Origin of the sequence: Planktothrix sp. (assembly GCF_046067725.1) — a bacterium.
In the GTDB taxonomy this organism is placed as follows: domain Bacteria; phylum Cyanobacteriota; class Cyanobacteriia; order Cyanobacteriales; family Microcoleaceae; genus Planktothrix.
In genome coordinates, this window is sequence record NZ_JBJUDF010000037.1 from 15,747 (window position 1) to 31,047 (window position 15,301).

The 15,301-nt window shown below is 39.9% G+C and carries 10 protein-coding genes, 1 tRNA gene and 1 rRNA gene; 5 read left to right on the top strand and 7 right to left on the bottom strand.

Annotated features, from left to right (window positions below; translation table 11 throughout):
* Window positions 1-14 precede the first annotated feature (14 nt).
* Window positions 15-1,841, bottom strand: coding sequence for a patatin-like phospholipase family protein (locus tag ACKPEB_RS02070; protein ID WP_408963116.1), 1,827 nt, complete (start codon window positions 1,839-1,841; stop codon window positions 15-17).
* Window positions 1,842-2,143: 302 nt separating this feature from the next.
* Here ACKPEB_RS02070 and ACKPEB_RS02075 point away from each other — a divergent pair, with 302 nt between their 5' ends.
* Window positions 2,144-5,029 carry a class I SAM-dependent DNA methyltransferase gene (locus tag ACKPEB_RS02075; RefSeq protein WP_408963117.1) on the top strand — a complete coding sequence of 962 codons (2,886 nt, stop codon included), beginning with the start codon at window positions 2,144-2,146 and terminating at the stop codon, window positions 5,027-5,029.
* 166 nt (window positions 5,030-5,195) lie between these two features.
* Here ACKPEB_RS02075 and ACKPEB_RS02080 read toward each other — a convergent pair whose 3' ends face one another.
* Entirely contained in the window at window positions 5,196-7,688 is a 2,493-nt protein-coding gene (locus ACKPEB_RS02080; protein ID WP_408963118.1) for a tetratricopeptide repeat protein, read from the bottom strand.
* A gap of 224 nt (window positions 7,689-7,912) precedes the next feature.
* The gene (locus ACKPEB_RS02085) at window positions 7,913-8,608 is read right to left on the bottom strand and encodes a GDSL-type esterase/lipase family protein (RefSeq protein ID WP_408963119.1); all 696 of its coding nucleotides are present in this window, start codon (window positions 8,606-8,608) and stop codon (window positions 7,913-7,915) included.
* A gap of 268 nt (window positions 8,609-8,876) precedes the next feature.
* Here ACKPEB_RS02085 and ACKPEB_RS02090 point away from each other — a divergent pair, with 268 nt between their 5' ends.
* The 4 genes from ACKPEB_RS02090 (at window position 8,877) to ACKPEB_RS02105 (ending at window position 10,470) form a co-directional block, all read left to right on the top strand.
* Window positions 8,877-9,110: a DNA-directed RNA polymerase subunit omega gene (locus ACKPEB_RS02090; RefSeq protein ID WP_408963120.1), complete on the top strand. Its 234-nt coding sequence runs from the start codon at window positions 8,877-8,879 to the stop codon at window positions 9,108-9,110.
* A 222-nt stretch (window positions 9,111-9,332) separates the two neighbouring features.
* Window positions 9,333-9,971 (top strand): hypothetical protein, encoded by a 639-nt coding sequence (locus tag ACKPEB_RS02095; RefSeq protein ID WP_408963121.1) that lies wholly within the window; start codon window positions 9,333-9,335, stop codon window positions 9,969-9,971.
* A gap of 10 nt (window positions 9,972-9,981) precedes the next feature.
* On the top strand, window positions 9,982-10,347 hold the full coding sequence (locus tag ACKPEB_RS02100) for a DUF1818 family protein (RefSeq protein ID WP_408963122.1): 366 nt from the start codon (window positions 9,982-9,984) through the stop codon (window positions 10,345-10,347).
* A 49-nt stretch (window positions 10,348-10,396) separates the two neighbouring features.
* Window positions 10,397-10,470 (top strand) — tRNA-Pro (locus tag ACKPEB_RS02105).
* Window positions 10,471-10,874: 404 nt separating this feature from the next.
* On the opposite strand, the gene ACKPEB_RS02110 is transcribed toward ACKPEB_RS02105, so the two are convergent.
* The 4 genes from ACKPEB_RS02110 to ACKPEB_RS02125 all read right to left on the bottom strand — a co-directional run.
* Complete coding sequence (locus ACKPEB_RS02110; protein ID WP_408963123.1) at window positions 10,875-11,669, bottom strand: tryptophan-rich sensory protein; 795 nt, start codon at window positions 11,667-11,669, stop codon at window positions 10,875-10,877.
* Between the two features lie 89 nt (window positions 11,670-11,758).
* Window positions 11,759-13,183, bottom strand: a complete 1,425-nt coding sequence (locus ACKPEB_RS02115) for a DEAD/DEAH box helicase (protein ID WP_408963124.1) — start codon at window positions 13,181-13,183, stop codon at window positions 11,759-11,761.
* 385 nt (window positions 13,184-13,568) lie between these two features.
* Window positions 13,569-14,885 (bottom strand): 30S ribosomal protein S12 methylthiotransferase RimO, encoded by a 1,317-nt coding sequence (gene rimO, locus ACKPEB_RS02120; protein ID WP_408963125.1) that lies wholly within the window; start codon window positions 14,883-14,885, stop codon window positions 13,569-13,571.
* A gap of 274 nt (window positions 14,886-15,159) precedes the next feature.
* Window positions 15,160-15,301, bottom strand: a 23S ribosomal RNA gene (locus tag ACKPEB_RS02125); the annotation flags it as partial.

The following is a 15,301-nucleotide window of genomic DNA, read 5'->3' on the forward strand; positions in this document are numbered from 1 at the left end:
TGGGGAAATCTCTCTTATTTTTGCATCATTTTTCCTAAAAAAGTTTCAACAACTTCTGTAGACATTAAAGCTAAAGTTAATAACAGTTCAATCAATAGGAATAAAGGTAATAAAATGAGTTGAACGATCCAGAGGATAACTTTCTTGCTTTGTTTCATTTGAGTTTGGGCGGTCATCATTCGCAGACCTCGAACTAAAATTCGGATTAAGCGAATTCTGTAACTAATTTTTAAGTCTTTAAACTTAGGATTATCAAATTGAACTTGACCTGAATTAAAAATTTGATTTAACGTTAAAATAGAGTCTTGAGTCTCAACTTTTGCAAAGTTTAAATGTAGCCAAGTTAAACCACACAGTCGCCCTAAAATAAAATCCTGTTGTCGATATTTTTTATCAAAAAAACCGCCAAAAGCGTTGAGAAAATCCGATGCTAATAGTTCATCTGCATCCTTGGGTTCTTCTACAATTGGAGTTTTAAACAAAGAACGGAATTTTTGATAAAGGGCTTCCAGTTGCGTTCGAGCTTCTACATTCTCAATCAAAGCAATTTGATTTAAAATTAAAGGTGTAATGGGCGAGAGTTGAATATGATGATAGGGGATGGCTTTTTCTACGTCAGCTTTAATTTGAGACAGTGTGTCTTCGGGTGAATGTTCTGATAACGTTTCTAAACTCGATAATATTCTTTCCTTATAATCCACTTGTTCATTAATTTTAACAATTTGTTTTAACTGCATCGCATCTTGTTGAATGGAAGGAATTTTTAACCCTTTAAACAACAAATCCAAAAGATTAAACTGATTTTTCTTCAAGCTAGGTTTGCTCTCTAAACTTTCTAAAGAATAGGGAGAAACATAAACATACAGTCGATGATCTCGCTCTGTTTTAACTTTGCGGTTAAATTCATGACTAAATTTAAGAAAGTCTCGACCTTCTTCTTGAAGGAAAGACTCGGAATTCGGTAAAGAACTTAATCGAATATTGGCTTCTAAATCAATAGCTTTTAAAATGGGTAAATTATCTAAAATTCCCCCGTCAGTATACCAAAATTTAAGATTTTCCTGGGGACAAAACATGGGTAAAGATGGATCTAACTGTTTTTCCCCGGAGTCAGAAGAAATTGTAAAATAAGCCGGACTTAAATTTTTTAAGTTATAACTTTTAATATTCGATCCATCTTCAACGGGTGGAAAAGCTAAAGGAAATGCACCGGAAATTAAGCTAGTATCAACAACTTTGTTCCAGATTTTTTGTAAGCGATCGCCTTGACGATTTAACTCGGAATGAAACAAAAAGCGTCGAGTTTCTGCATGATTAATTGCAGGAATTCCCGAATAATTCCGACATTTATTTTCATAGGTGATTAATAAACCTTGTAAGTTTGTAACCGTCATGACTAAAGCCAACGGTTGATAAACCTTGAGTTGGTCTGTATTTTGAGTAATTAAATTAGCAATATTTTTAATTCCTTTTTGAGATAATAAACTTTCATTTTCACTTTTAAATATATTCTTTAAAGCTTGACGGTAATCTTCAATAGCGAAAACCGTATCAATATCTTTCATATCCGCCCGTTCAACCCAGGCTTGGGCTAATAAATTCTGATCTTCATATTCATGATCTAAAATCTCTCGATTTAATAAATAATAAGCCGTAATTGCTCCTGTCATGGCTCCCGCCGAAGCACCTGTAATCAAATCAATTAACAAGGGAGCATTGTCTTTTCTGGCTTGTCTAACTAATTCAAAACAGACCCCCGCCATATAAGCTCCGAGTGCAATTCCTCCTGATAAATTCAGGGAAATAGGAACAGGGTTATGAGAGGAATTTGTTGATACCATAGCAAGTAATTGAAGATCGGAAATATAAGAAAAGCACGATTAACTACTGTAATAGAAAAACTCAAAAAAGTCAAGGATTATTGAAAATGGTAAAAGGCATCTACTAGGGTTAGCACTATAGCAATCCTATTTGATTTACTGTAGGGGTAATTCATGAATTACCCCTACAGTAAGGATTTTAGTCATAGAGGTTATTACAACCTATTTAGACTTGCTCTATTAATAATTAATGAAATCTAGTCAGCCTTTGAGCATGAGGATATATAATGTTAAAGGTTATCTATGATATTTATACTGTTATAATGACCAATATATTAACTAATATTAACACTTTTATTGACTACGCCCGAACTTTGAAAGGTGACGAAAAAGGGGAGGCGCAAGTATTTTGCGATCGCCTGTTTCAAGCCTTCGGTCATCAAGGCTATAAAGAAGCAGGAGCCGAACTAGAATATCGAGTGAAAGCCAAAGGGAAAACTACAAAATTTGCTGATTTATTGTGGCGACCTCGATTATTACTGGAGATGAAAAAACGAGGGGAAAAACTGGAAAAACACTATCAGCAAGCTTTTGAATATTGGTTGGAATTAGTGCCACAACGTCCTCAATATGTAGTGCTTTGTAATTTTGATGAATTTTTGATTTATGATTTTGATCTTCAGCTTAGGGAACCTGTAGATCGGGTGAGTTTGGAAGAATTACCTGATCGTTTTACGGCTTTTAACTTTCTGTTTCCCGGCAATAAAAAGCCTTTATTTAATAATAATAAAATTGATGTCACTCGAAATGCAGCTAATAAAGTGGCTCAAGTTTTTAATCATTTAGTAGAGCGAGGGGAAACAGTAGAAACGGCTCAACGGTTTATTCTTCAGTGTGTAGTAGCTTTGTTTGCAGAAGATATTGATTTACTTCCCAGAGGTTTATTCACTGAATTTTTAACAAACTGCCAAACTAATCGATTTAGTTCTGATGATTTGATTGGGGGTTTATTTCGACAGATGGGAAGTAATCGCCCTGCTCCTCAAGACAGTTACTATCATAATGTGCCTTATTTTAATGGAGGAATTTTCTCAACGATTGAACCCATACGCCTGACCCGCAGAGAAATTGAATTATTATTAGAAGCAGCAACGGAACCTTGGTCAAAAGTAGAACCTGCGATTTTTGGCGGGTTATTTGAGTCGAGTATGGGTAAAGAAGAACGTCATGCTTTAGGTTCTCACTATACCAGCGAAGCCGATATTCAAAAAGTAGTTTTACCCACGATTATCCGCCCTTGGCGAGAACGAATTGAAGCCGCAAATACTTTAAAAGACTTGTTGGCACTTCGGCAAGAATTAGTTAATTTTAAAGTTCTTGATCCTGCTTGTGGGAGTGGTAACTTTCTCTATGTTGCTTATCGAGAAATCAAACGACTAGAAGCACAATTGCTGACTAAGATTCATGAAAATTTTACCCGTGCTGCTAATACAATTGGTACGATGTCATTAGTAAAAACTAGCCAATTTTACGGGATTGATATTAAACCCTTTGCAGTGGAATTAGCCAAAGTTACCTTAATGTTGGCTAAAAAATTAGCCTTGGATGAAGAAAATCAGTTTCGCAATGTGGTGCAGATGAACTTAGCATTAGACATGGAACAGGCATTACCTCTTGATAATTTAGATCAAAATATTCGCTGTGATGATGCTTTATTTTGTGATTGGATAAAAGCGGATACAATTATTGGTAATCCTCCCTACCAGTCGAAAAACAAAATGCAGCAGGAATATGGTGCTGCTTATGTGCGCCGAGTCCGAGAAAAATATCCCAAAGTACCAGGAATGGCTGATTTTTGCGTGTATTGGTTTCGTCGCGCCCATGATGAATTAAAACTTGATGGACGCGCCGGACTTGTTGGTACAAATACCATCCGACAAAATTATTCTCGTGAAGGCGGTTTAGATTATATTGTAGGCAATAGTGGCACAATTACTGAAGCGATTTCTACTCAAGTTTGGTCAGGGGATGCGGTAGTTCATGTTTCTATTGTTAACTGGATTAAAGGCGAACAACCGGGCAAAAAGAAACTTTTTACTCAAATTGGAGATGATAAAAATAGCCCTTGGGAAATTGCCGAATTAGATACAATTAATTCCGCTTTGTCGACAAAAATTGATGTTACTCAAGCTAAAAAGTTATCGATTAATGTTAACTCAGAAGCTTGTTATCAAGGACAAACTCATGGACATGAAGGATTTTTGTTAACCTTGAATGAAGCCGCAACAATGATTCGACAGTCAAAAAATAATGCCGAGGTTATTTTTCCTTATTTAATTGGAGATGATTTACTTTCCGAAAAACCTCCATTACCCAAACGTTATGTAATTGATTTACATCCCCGTGATATTCTAACTGCCAGCAAATACACGATACCCTTAAACCAGATTAAAGAACTTGTATTGCCTACTCGTCAAGCTGCTGCCAAAGAAGAAGAAAAACGAAATATTGAAGCTTTAAAAGACAATCCAAAAGCGAAGGTTAATCGACATCATCAAAATTTTCTGGCAAAATGGTGGTTGCTTTCCTATCCTCGTGCTGAATTAATCAAAAAAATCTCTAATTTATCTCGATATATTGCCTGTAGCAGAGTCACAAAAAGACCTGTGTTTGATTTTGTTGATTTCAGAATTAGACCCAGTGATGCTCTACAAGTTTTTCCCCTATCAGATGATTATTCATTTGGAATCCTTCAATCTCATATTCATTGGATATGGTTTACTGCTTGTTGTTCCACTTTAAAGGGTGATTTTCGCTACACCTCTAACACAGTTTTTAATTCCTTCCCGTTTCCTCAATCCCCAACATTAACACAGGTTAAAAAAGTAGCTACATCAGCCGTAAAATTACGACAATTACGACGTCAAGTGATGACAGAAAATCAGTGGAGTTTACGAGAACTTTATCGCACTTTAGATTTACCCGGAGATAATCTGCTCCGCAAGGCTCATGCAGAACTTGATAAAGCTGTGGAAGAAGCTTATGGAATGAAACCAAAAGATGAGCCATTAAAGTTTCTATTAGAATTAAACGTTGAAGTCGCAAATCGGGAATCTCAAGGTTTATCTGTTGTTGCTCCTGGTTTGCCACCTATTGTTAAAAATGCTCAGGAATTTATTACAGATGATTGCGTTAGAATGCCAGAATGAAAAATAGAATTATCACACAAGATGAACAACATCCCCTCGCCTCACTCATGGATATTCTGGGTATCTTAATTGAAAATTATGAAAATGAGCATATTCCTGAACTCCAAGGATGATTAATGCCTCTTAAAACCTAAACTCTTCTTTTCCTGTTTGTTCCCTGTTCCCTTCAAGATTGAAGTTTAGCTTTAGGACGCAAAAACTTAACAATTGAATATAAATCGGGGTCAGTTTTTGCTTCCTCTCGATACCGGGAATTAAAATCAATCGCCTGTTCTAAATGTTCAACGGCTAATTCCGTTTGACGTTGTTGAGCATAACTAATAGCTTTATTATAGTAAGCATCCGCATAATCCGATTTTAATTCTAAAGCTCGATCTAAACTTTCTAACGCTTCTTTTCCGCGTTTTAGCTTAATTAAAACATAACCGCGATAGTTCCAAGCTTTAGAATTTTCTGGATCAAATTCAAGGACTTGCTCAAAGGATTTAAGTGCATCTGGATAACGTTCAATGGCTTGTAACGCCATTCCACGATTTAACCACGCCACCCCATCTTCTGGTTTAACTTTCACCGCTTGATCAAAGGCTTCAAAGGCTTCTTGATGTTTTTGTAATTTACCATAAGTGACGCCTAAATCTACCCAAGCTTGATGATAATCGGGTTTAATTTCTAAGGCTTTTTTATAGGAAGCGATCGCATCATTTTGACGTTTTAACCGACTTAACGCCATCCCTCGATTGAGCCAAGATCGATAATCATTCGGTTGCAATTCAACCACTTGATTAAACGCTTTTAACGCTTCCTCATAACGTCCTTCTGCAAATAATACATTTCCTTGTTGAACAAAATCTTCAACCTCTAAAAATAACTCTGGTTTGTTAGATTTTAACCGATCTAATTGTTCTGTAATGGTATCAATTTTTTGCATCATTTCTGACACAGCCGATTCTACAAAAGCCTTTGGAGAAATGGCTACTAATTCTTTGAGAATTTCATCTTTTCGAGCCAATGCGTCCGACTGCATCGCGACTAATGCTTGGACAATCGCGGCTTTTTGGGTATTGGCATCCGCTTGTACTTCAGTTAACTGATCCGTTAACATCGAGTCAAATTTATCCAATTTATTAAAGGTAGATTCCTTACGAGTTTGTAGATCTCCCCTTAACTGTTCAATCACTCCATTAACATCTTGATCAAACTTTTCTAACCGTTGCACAATTCGTTCTTTTTGGGTTTTCCATCCTGCTTGACTATCAGCAATAATCGCTCCATAATCAGCTTCTAATTGCTGTAGCCGTTGTAACTTTTCATCGACCTGACTTTGGAGTTGTTGTTGATAGGTTGCGAGTTGAGATTCGGCTTGCTGTTCTAACTGTTGAATTTGTTTTAATTTCTGCTCCATTTGTCCCTGAATTTTGCCTTGGGACTCGGAAAGTTTTGTCACGGCATCATTGCCAAATTTCTCTAAATTTTTCAGAGCTAAATCAATTTGTTCTTGAGCTTTTTGTTCTGATTTAATTCGTATTTCTTCTAATTGCGGCGCAAAATCCGTTTCATATCGTTCTAAACGAGCAAACACCCGATCTTTTTGGGTTTCAGCTTGTTTTTGCAGTTGAGATAATTCTTGAACTAATTCTGCTTCAATTTGTTGTAAATTCTTACCGACACTATTTTTCTGTCCTTCTACATCGGTTTGCCAACTCGATACGGTTGTTTTAAAGTCTACGCTAACTTGTTCTAAGGTTTGGAATAAGCGATCGCGCTGATTTTGAACTTGACGTTGTAAATCTGATAATTGAGTCGTTAAAGTGGCTTCCGATTGTTTGAAAGCATCTAAAACCGTATTTTGTTGATCTTCAACTCCTTGTTTTAATCCCACCAAATGATTCGCGTAATCCGTTCCTAATTGATCTAAGTTTTGTAAGATTAAATCCTGTTGATGACTGGCTCTATTTTGTAACTCTGCTAATTGTTTGGAGAACTCAATTTCTAAGCGATGAATTTCCTGTTCAGCTTGTTGTGATTCTTGTTGAAACTCTTGGATCGCTTGTTGACGAACCTGGGATAATTCGGTTAACCATTGCCCGATTTGACTGCGATGATCTCCTAATTCATCTTGAAAATTATTCGCTTCTAAATGTAACTCTCCCGCAATGCGATCGGTTTCCCGAATCACCGCTTGCATTTGTTGATTAGCTGCGGCTATTTTACCTTCTAAATCCCCTAATTCATTCAGGTGATTTTTCACAATAATCGTGACTTCTCGGACAACAGATCGTCGCAATAACCATAACCCCACCAAGGTTGCAGCTAATAAAATTCCTAATAGTCCTAACAACAAATTAAACAGCGTCATCGTCTGTTTAAAGGTACGTTGAGCTTCCGCCTGTACCTGTTGCTGTAAACGCTGTTGTTCTCGCAGTTGTTCCAGTTCCTGACGATCCTTGGGAGACAAGGTTTCGCTCGGAGTTGTGGGTTTCGGTTCTGGAGACTTGGGGGGTTTAGACTGAGCTACACTGACTCCCGCCGACAGCAAAACTAATGTCAGGATGACACTGCTACGAGACACCCATGCCAAAAAATCAAGATTCCTATGGGAGATAGCACCAGCATCAGTTTGTTGATGATGTTGCGTAAATCGCTGTATCTGCTTAACCAAGTCCGAGTTCTCCAACCCATCCTCTATAGTTTACCCTACATCAAATCACTTTACTTTTGAGTAGCATTTCCCAGTAACCCGGTTTCTCGGTTAACTTTTACTATCAACAGAAACAGAGGATCACAAACTCGGTCTCTGAGCTCCGAGAAACCGGGTTTCTCGGTTAACTTTTACTAGCAACAGAAACATGGGATCAGAAACCGGGTTTCTGACCTCCACCAGGGTTAATAAGCTAATTCTTGAATCGGTTCCCAATGGCGAATATCTTCTAATAACGCTTCATATCCAGCGACATTGGGATGTAAACCATCGGAACATAACCGAGATTTCCACCAAGATTCCCCACGATTTAACCAAATTTCAAATAAATCCAGATAGGGAATATCGCGCTCTAAACAAGCCTGACGAGTTGCTTCTTTGTAGCGAAATTGATCCGCTAAAGTATAGTATAAACATCCTTGAAACGGCATTTTACTTTCATCTATAGGCGTCATTCCTACAAATAAAACATTACACAACCGTTGGGCTTGGTCTAACATACTGTGTAAAGTGGTTTCAAAGTCATTAAATTCCGTGTAGTTACGACCTTGAAACGACTGGACTCGCGAGGAATCATTTAATCCCACTGAAAAAATACTAACATCTGGTAAACGGTTGCGTAGTTCTCCACGATGGCGAAATTCATGGTCTAAGCGATCGCGAACTTGAATCACCCGATTTCCCCGAACCCCTAAATTATAAAGAATTGGCCCGCTCGTATCCGGTGACATCCATTGACGTCGCAGTCGTTCCACCCAACCCCCTCCTTCTGGATCACCAAATCCATAGACGATACTATCCCCCAAAACCACGACTTTGAGAGGTTGACGTTGGGGAACAACGGATAAATTAATTCGGGTTGGATTTATCGCTGCTTGCATTTTGCTTGACAATCCTAGTTAATGGACAGTGTACCGAAGCCAAGTAGTGATTTTTTCCTACTGACTGTTGATAAAACTTAACACCTCTACGATCATTTGACTAGATGATTTGGCTACATTTTGCAATTTTTTTATTTATTACCCTGTAGTTACTCTCCCGATTCTCCATAAATCAGGCTCAAACTCTGAAGTTGTCTAAGCAGTTCCCTGTTAAGCGGTTCCCTGCTATAAAATAGAAATCATTAAGCAGCTAGGAAATCATAACTCCATGCAAAAGCGTTCAACCATTGACTCTACGGAAATTACTCGTCGGGCTGCTGATCTCGTCAGTGCGGCTTCTAATCGCTATCGGATTACAGTACAGGTGGCAAATCGGGCAAAACGGTGTCGGTATGAAGACTTTGATAATGGCGATGAGAACGCCATGAAACCTGTGTTACGGGCCATTATTGAAATGTCCGATGAACTGACCCAACCAGAAATTATTGCGGATCATCGTTAAATCGGGGTTTCCGGTGTTGGGTGTCGGTGTCGCCCCAGAAACCGGGTTTCTGAACTCATCTCGATTCAAGTCATTAATCTTGATCATCAACCTGGTTTCTTGATTTTGCAGTCAAGAACACCCCAGAAACCGGGTTTCTGAACTTACCTCGATTCAAGTCATTAATCTTGATCATCAACCCGGTTTCTTGAGTTTTTGCTAGTTTCAGAAAGGATCTATAACATGATGTTTAAACCTCGGAAACCTCAAAAACAACGAGGGTTAAGTTTTCTATTTGTTGCTTTTAGTATCACCCTATTAATTATACTGGGTGGATTTTTTGATACTCTGGAACAGCAAGGACTCGCCCAAACTTCCCCCGAACAAACCACCTCTTCATCAGCACGGGTAAGAGTCTCGGAGGTTTGGAAAAAAGTTTATGAACAGTTACCGAATTTACCCCAAGAAAATCAATATATTTCCCAAGAAACGGGAAACGTTGTGGAAGATAATACGTTAATCAGTCGCTTAATTCGCTATCACATTTATGTTAAAGCTCGACCCACCCAATATCGTTTAGATTGGAAACTCACCCTCGCTGACTATCTAGGGGAAAATGAACCGATGTTAGTTTTAGATTATCCAGGTCAAGAAGCGTTGCGAGAAAATCCCTTAGCGGGAGATCAAAAAGCCATTCAACAGTTAAACCGAACCGAACGGGATGCGTTAGTCAATACCCTGGTGAGTTTATTTAATCCAAATGCGTTCAATATTGAAAATCCCAGTCTTCCAAAACCCAATCCTTCATCACCCACCCCCCAACCTCCGAATTCGGGTCTAACCCCTCTTCCTCAGTCGGGGGATGCTGACTTACTTAAATAGCAGGTAGAACGTGGAGAAAATTCTCAAAACCGGCACCGGATGGCGTCTAGGTTGGAACCCAGAAGCATCAGAATTTCAAGGGTTAGTTGGGGGGGATACCTGGGCGGTGGAACTCACCCAAGCGGAGTTTGATGATTTTTGTCGGTTGTTAAGTCAATTAGCAGAGACAATGACTCAAATGGCTCAAGAGTTGATGGATGAAGAAAAAATCGCCTGTGAAGCCGAAAGTGATTGGCTGTGGATGCAGGTCGAAGGTTATCCCCATGCTTATACGGTGCAGTTTATTTTGAATACGGGACGTCGAGCGGAGGGGTCTTGGCCCGTTGATGGGGTGGCTGAATTGGTACAAGCCACAAAAACCTTAAAAATTTTTTAGAAAAGCCTTGACAAGTTTTGGTTAATGATGCTACATTGGTTAATTGTGTCGGGGCGTAGCGCAGCTTGGTAGCGCACTACTTTGGGGTAGTAGGGGTCGTGGGTTCAAATCCCGCCGCTCCGATCCATAAAACACTAAAACCCCAACTTGATTTAGTTATTGATTAAAAACTTATTTTTTCACATTACTAATTAAGTCAAAAGGATTCCATTCTAGGAGTCCTTTTTTTGCAGATTTTTAAAAAGTAGCTGTTTGATTTGGATCAATCACTAGCTGAGATATCCAATTACATATTTTTTACTGGCTTTTTTCTAACCCACATAACCCGCAGCTAATGGGACTTAAACAAAAATAAGGGTAGAAATAGAGGATGATGATATAGTTTAGCAGTAAATCCTTCAGGTTGTACACACCTCCTAGAAACCCGGTTTTGACCCCTACCCCATTTCCTAGAAACCTGGTTTCTGCCTTAACCTTTACTATTAACAAAAAGATGGGTTAAGAAACCCGGTTTCTGACCTCTACCCCTATTTCCTAGTTATTGCCTTTTGACGAAGAATCGTTAAACTTAATCCAAATAGTCCTAATGATAAAGATACAGCGATCGCTGTTACTAAAATCAACGGTTGAGTAGCTTGACGAACCGCGATCGCACATAAAGCCCACATAATCACAAAAGGATAGGCAATTTCATTGCGTTCAATCATTAAAATTGCCGCTAATGTTCCCGCAATCACTAATAAAATTGCTGTCCAAAGTTCCGGTGAAATTCCGCCTCCAGTCCATTGCCAATTTTCTAAGACTAAAGCCACATTAACAATTGTAGCAACACTAATCCAAGCCAAATAAATACTAATAGGAAGATTCACGCACCAGTGTTCCTTTTTAGAAACTCTAACTTTACCAATATTTAACCGTAGATACCCCACAATTAACGAATTTAAAATAGCTATCATTGCCCCTAGGGACAGAAAAAACATTTGATATTGAAATAAAAAGACCCAGATAATCTGGGCAATACTAGCTAAGAAAATAGCATAACCTAAATGTGTAAATCTAGGATGATCACGGTTTTGAGGTAAAGCTTGATATCCAGCAAAAGCGAATAACCCGACATAAATTAATCCCCAAATTGCAAAGGCATAATTAGCCGGAATGATTTTAACATTTCTGAAAATCGTATTAGAAATTTCTCCAATTGTTAATCCATTAAAAGGAGTAATATTTGCTAATACATTAACTCCAAATGCAGCTAGAATCGCAATTAAATTTGCCCATTGTCTGATCGAGCTAAGATTAGAGTCTTGAGAATTAATCTGCATTGCCTTTGAAAAATAACAACAAAAAAGTGAGAGACACGATCACTCGCGTCTCTGTTTCTACTTTAATCGATCAATGTTAGGGATGAATCCTATTCAACACCTAAACGAGTCGATTCACTACCTTGAGAAACCGACGGACGGGGAACCCGACGATTGAGTTTCGGTTTAGGAGGAGCAACTTGTGTTTCTTCCTCTTCAGCCGCAAATTCAGAATCTAACCAACTGGGGCGAGTTTGATCGTAAGCCAGTTGTAAGGCGGCAGCCGCGATCGCATGGGGATCGTATTCTTCACCCAATTGAGCAACAATGGGTAAGAAAGAAGCCACCCGTTCTCCAGATAACGCTTCCCGCACCCGTCCTTGCAGCCGTTCAATATAACGTGCTTCAATTTGGGAGCGTTTAGGAATCGATAAAATGGTAAAGTTATGGCGCAAATGACGCTCAATCAGTCGCAGTTTTCGCCGATCAATCGCTTGAATCAGCGTAATCGCAATTCCATCCCGTCCAGCGCGACCTGTACGACCAATACGGTGAACATAACTTTCCGCATTGTCGGGTAAATCGTAATTAATCACGTGGGTCAGATGATCCACATCCAATCCCCGTGCGGCAATATCAGTGGCCACAATCCACCGCACTTGACGACGGCGGAAGCGTTGCAGCAGTCGTTCCCGTTGGGCTTGGTTCAAGTTACCATGATATTCATCAACACTATGACCCGCCGCTTGCAGGAATGTGGTTAACTCCGCCGCAGCTTGTTTAGTCCGGACAAAAATAATGGCTGATTCAGGATCTTCTAATTCTAAAATCGGTTGCAACGCCCGTGCTTTTGACCAGCCACGGGGAGCCATATAAGCGCGTTGTTCAATACGTTTGGGGGTCGATTTCGGCGTTTCGACTTTAATGGTAACTGGAGTTTTAAGGAATTTCTTCACCAGTTTCCAAATCGAAGGCTCCATGGTCGCGGAGAAAAATGCCGTTTGACGATCTTCAGCAACCGCTTCGAGAATTTTCTCCACATCTTGAATAAAGCCCATGCTTAACATTTCATCGGCTTCATCCAAAACTAACCACTTAATCCGATCTAATTTTAGATCGCCGCGATTGAGTAAATCTAAAATTCGTCCGGGTGTGCCAACAACAATTTGAACCCCTTGTTGTAACCGTTGGATTTGTCGTTCAATCGACTGACCGCCATACACGGTTAACACATACAAGTTGCGATCATCGGTCATTTTCCGAATTGCTTCTTTGACTTGCAGTGCTAATTCACGGGTAGGGGTGAGAATTAACGCTTGTACGCCTTTGGCACTTGTATCTAGTTTTTCGAGAATGGGCAATGAGAAGGCGGCTGTTTTGCCCGTCCCAGTTTGAGCCAGTCCCACCACATCACGTCCAGACAATATATGAGGAATTGCTTCAACTTGAATGGCAGTCGGTTCAGTAAAGCCTATTGTTTCCAGATAACGCGCTCGTTCGTCGGAAATTCCTAAGCTTGCAAAAGATGGACTCATTAATTCTCCTATCTATGTGTTTTAGCCCGGTTCCTTCCATTGCCCTATTCAATTGAGACACTTGCACTACGATGCAGAGGTTGATTAGTTTTGCTATAACGCTTGACGTAGCTCTCTACAACAGTTGAGTTACGCTGTCTCACGGGCATCGTGGAACCTAATTACATTCCAAAGTCTTCAAAGTTCCTGAACTCACTCTTTGTTACAACCTGCGGGGTTGTTTAGTCAATCAGACCCTTTAATAGACCATCTCTCTCTAGGATAACGCTTAATATTCAGAAACATAACAACAAATTTCTTAAAATTTGCCGCGATTTCTTCAAATCGGTTTCAGGTGTCCGGTTTCGGGAAGGATATGAATTATTTCTCCCCTTGCTGCTGTTCCCTACTCTAAGACGTAGCCATAGAGATCATAAATATCGGCATCGGTGATTTGGACTTTAACCAGTGAACCTAAACGAGCTTCGCCTTCGACATAGACTAAGCCGTCTACTTCGGGAGCGAAACGGGGAGAGCGACCGATGAGTTCTCCTGTTTGGGGGTGTTGTTGTTCAATTAGAACGTCCACCGTCTGTCCGATAGATTTTTGATTTTGTTTCAGGGAAATGGGTTGCTGTATTTGCATTAAGGCATCCCGACGAGCCTCCATAACTGCTTGCGGGAGTTGATTGGGTAAGCTGTAAGCAGGGGTTCCTTCTTCCGGGGAGAAGGTAAACACACCCACGTGATCGAATTCATGACGTTGCACAAATTCCCGCAGGTGTTCAAAATGGTCATCGGTTTCCCCTGGGAAGCCAACAATAAAAGTAGTCCGAACTACCGCATCAGGGATCTCGGTTTTCAACTTTTCGATAATCTGATCGTTAACTCGTCCCTGCCAAGGACGGTTCATCGCCCGTAACACATCGGGGTGTGAATGTTGTAGCGGTAAATCTAAATAAGGTAAAACGTTCGGGGTGTCTTGAATTGCTGCAATTACTTTTGGGGTTAACCCCGTAGGATAGGCATAGTGCATCCGTATCCAGGGAATATCAACTTTTCCTAAAGCCCGTAATAATTCTGCCAGTTTGGGTTCACCGTAGAGATCCAGTCCGTAGTTAGTGGTTATTTGGGAAATGAGTATTATTTCCTGAACCCCTTGATCGGCTAATTGTTGGGCTTCAGTAACAATGGATTCTATTGTACGGGATCGCTGGTTTCCGCGCAAGTGGGGGATAATACAAAAGGCGCAGCGATAGTCACAGCCTTCTGCGACTCGCAAATAGGCAACTCCTTCACTGGTGGTGCGGTAGCGAGGGACGGTTTCATCCGCAATATAGGTAGGTTCGGCAGAAATTTCTTTAACTCGTTCTCCCCGTTCGACTCGTTGAATCACATCCACAATTTTGTGATAATCTCCAGTTCCGACAACGGCTACAGCTTCAGGGAGTTCGTCTAAAAGTTGTTCTTGGAAGTGCTGCGCCATACAGCCGGTAATCACAATTTTTTTCTTGGCATCAGCTAATTCTACTAAGGTGCGAACGGATTCTTCCCTGGCGGCTTCGATAAAACTACAGGTATTGACAATCACGTAATCGGCTAATTCTTCATTAGAATCAACTTGATAGCCTGCCTCTACGAGCAAGCCGAGAATATGTTCGCTATCGATGCGGTTTTTCTCGCAACCGAGGTGAGAGATCGCAATTGTTGGCTGAGTTGCCATTCTAATAAAATGCTCTATAAAGATTACACAACAAATCTTGTATTATACCAGATATCTTAGTATTTTACTTAAGCTATTCCTTAAATCAAAATCATTAAATCAAAATCATTATCATATAAAAATCATACAAAGATCACATTATATGATATATACGAGTAGGTAATCTAAATTCTCTGAGCAATTTTTCGGGTTAAAATGAAGCCTTTCCTTTTTCTATTTTCTATCTTAACTTATTCAGAAACGCTGAAGATTGCAGAGAACTGGAAAAAAGAGTCAGGTCAAGCCCTCGGTCTGTTAGTGTGTCTCGGCTGCATCCATCGCTGGACTTCGACCTAACACCTATAAACGGGTGTTCTGCCCGTGACCTTACCTGGTTAACCCAGAGAGAGCAATCATCTTGAGGTGGGCTTCCCACT

Bases quoted from the DNA above. Each gene is read 5' to 3' on its own strand.
- ACKPEB_RS02075 (WP_408963117.1), top strand. From the start codon at position 2,144: ATGACCAATATATTAACTAATATTAACACTTTTATTGACTACGCCCGA.
- ACKPEB_RS02095 (WP_408963121.1), top strand. From the start codon at position 9,333: ATGATGTTTAAACCTCGGAAACCTCAAAAACAACGAGGGTTAAGTTTT.
- rimO (WP_408963125.1), bottom strand. From the start codon at position 14,885: ATGGCAACTCAGCCAACAATTGCGATCTCTCACCTCGGTTGCGAGAAA.
- ACKPEB_RS02090 (WP_408963120.1), top strand. From the start codon at position 8,877: ATGCAAAAGCGTTCAACCATTGACTCTACGGAAATTACTCGTCGGGCT.
- ACKPEB_RS02115 (WP_408963124.1), bottom strand. From the start codon at position 13,183: ATGAGTCCATCTTTTGCAAGCTTAGGAATTTCCGACGAACGAGCGCGT.
- ACKPEB_RS02085 (WP_408963119.1), bottom strand. From the start codon at position 8,608: ATGCAAGCAGCGATAAATCCAACCCGAATTAATTTATCCGTTGTTCCC.
- ACKPEB_RS02070 (WP_408963116.1), bottom strand. From the start codon at position 1,841: ATGGTATCAACAAATTCCTCTCATAACCCTGTTCCTATTTCCCTGAAT.
- ACKPEB_RS02110 (WP_408963123.1), bottom strand. From the start codon at position 11,669: ATGCAGATTAATTCTCAAGACTCTAATCTTAGCTCGATCAGACAATGG.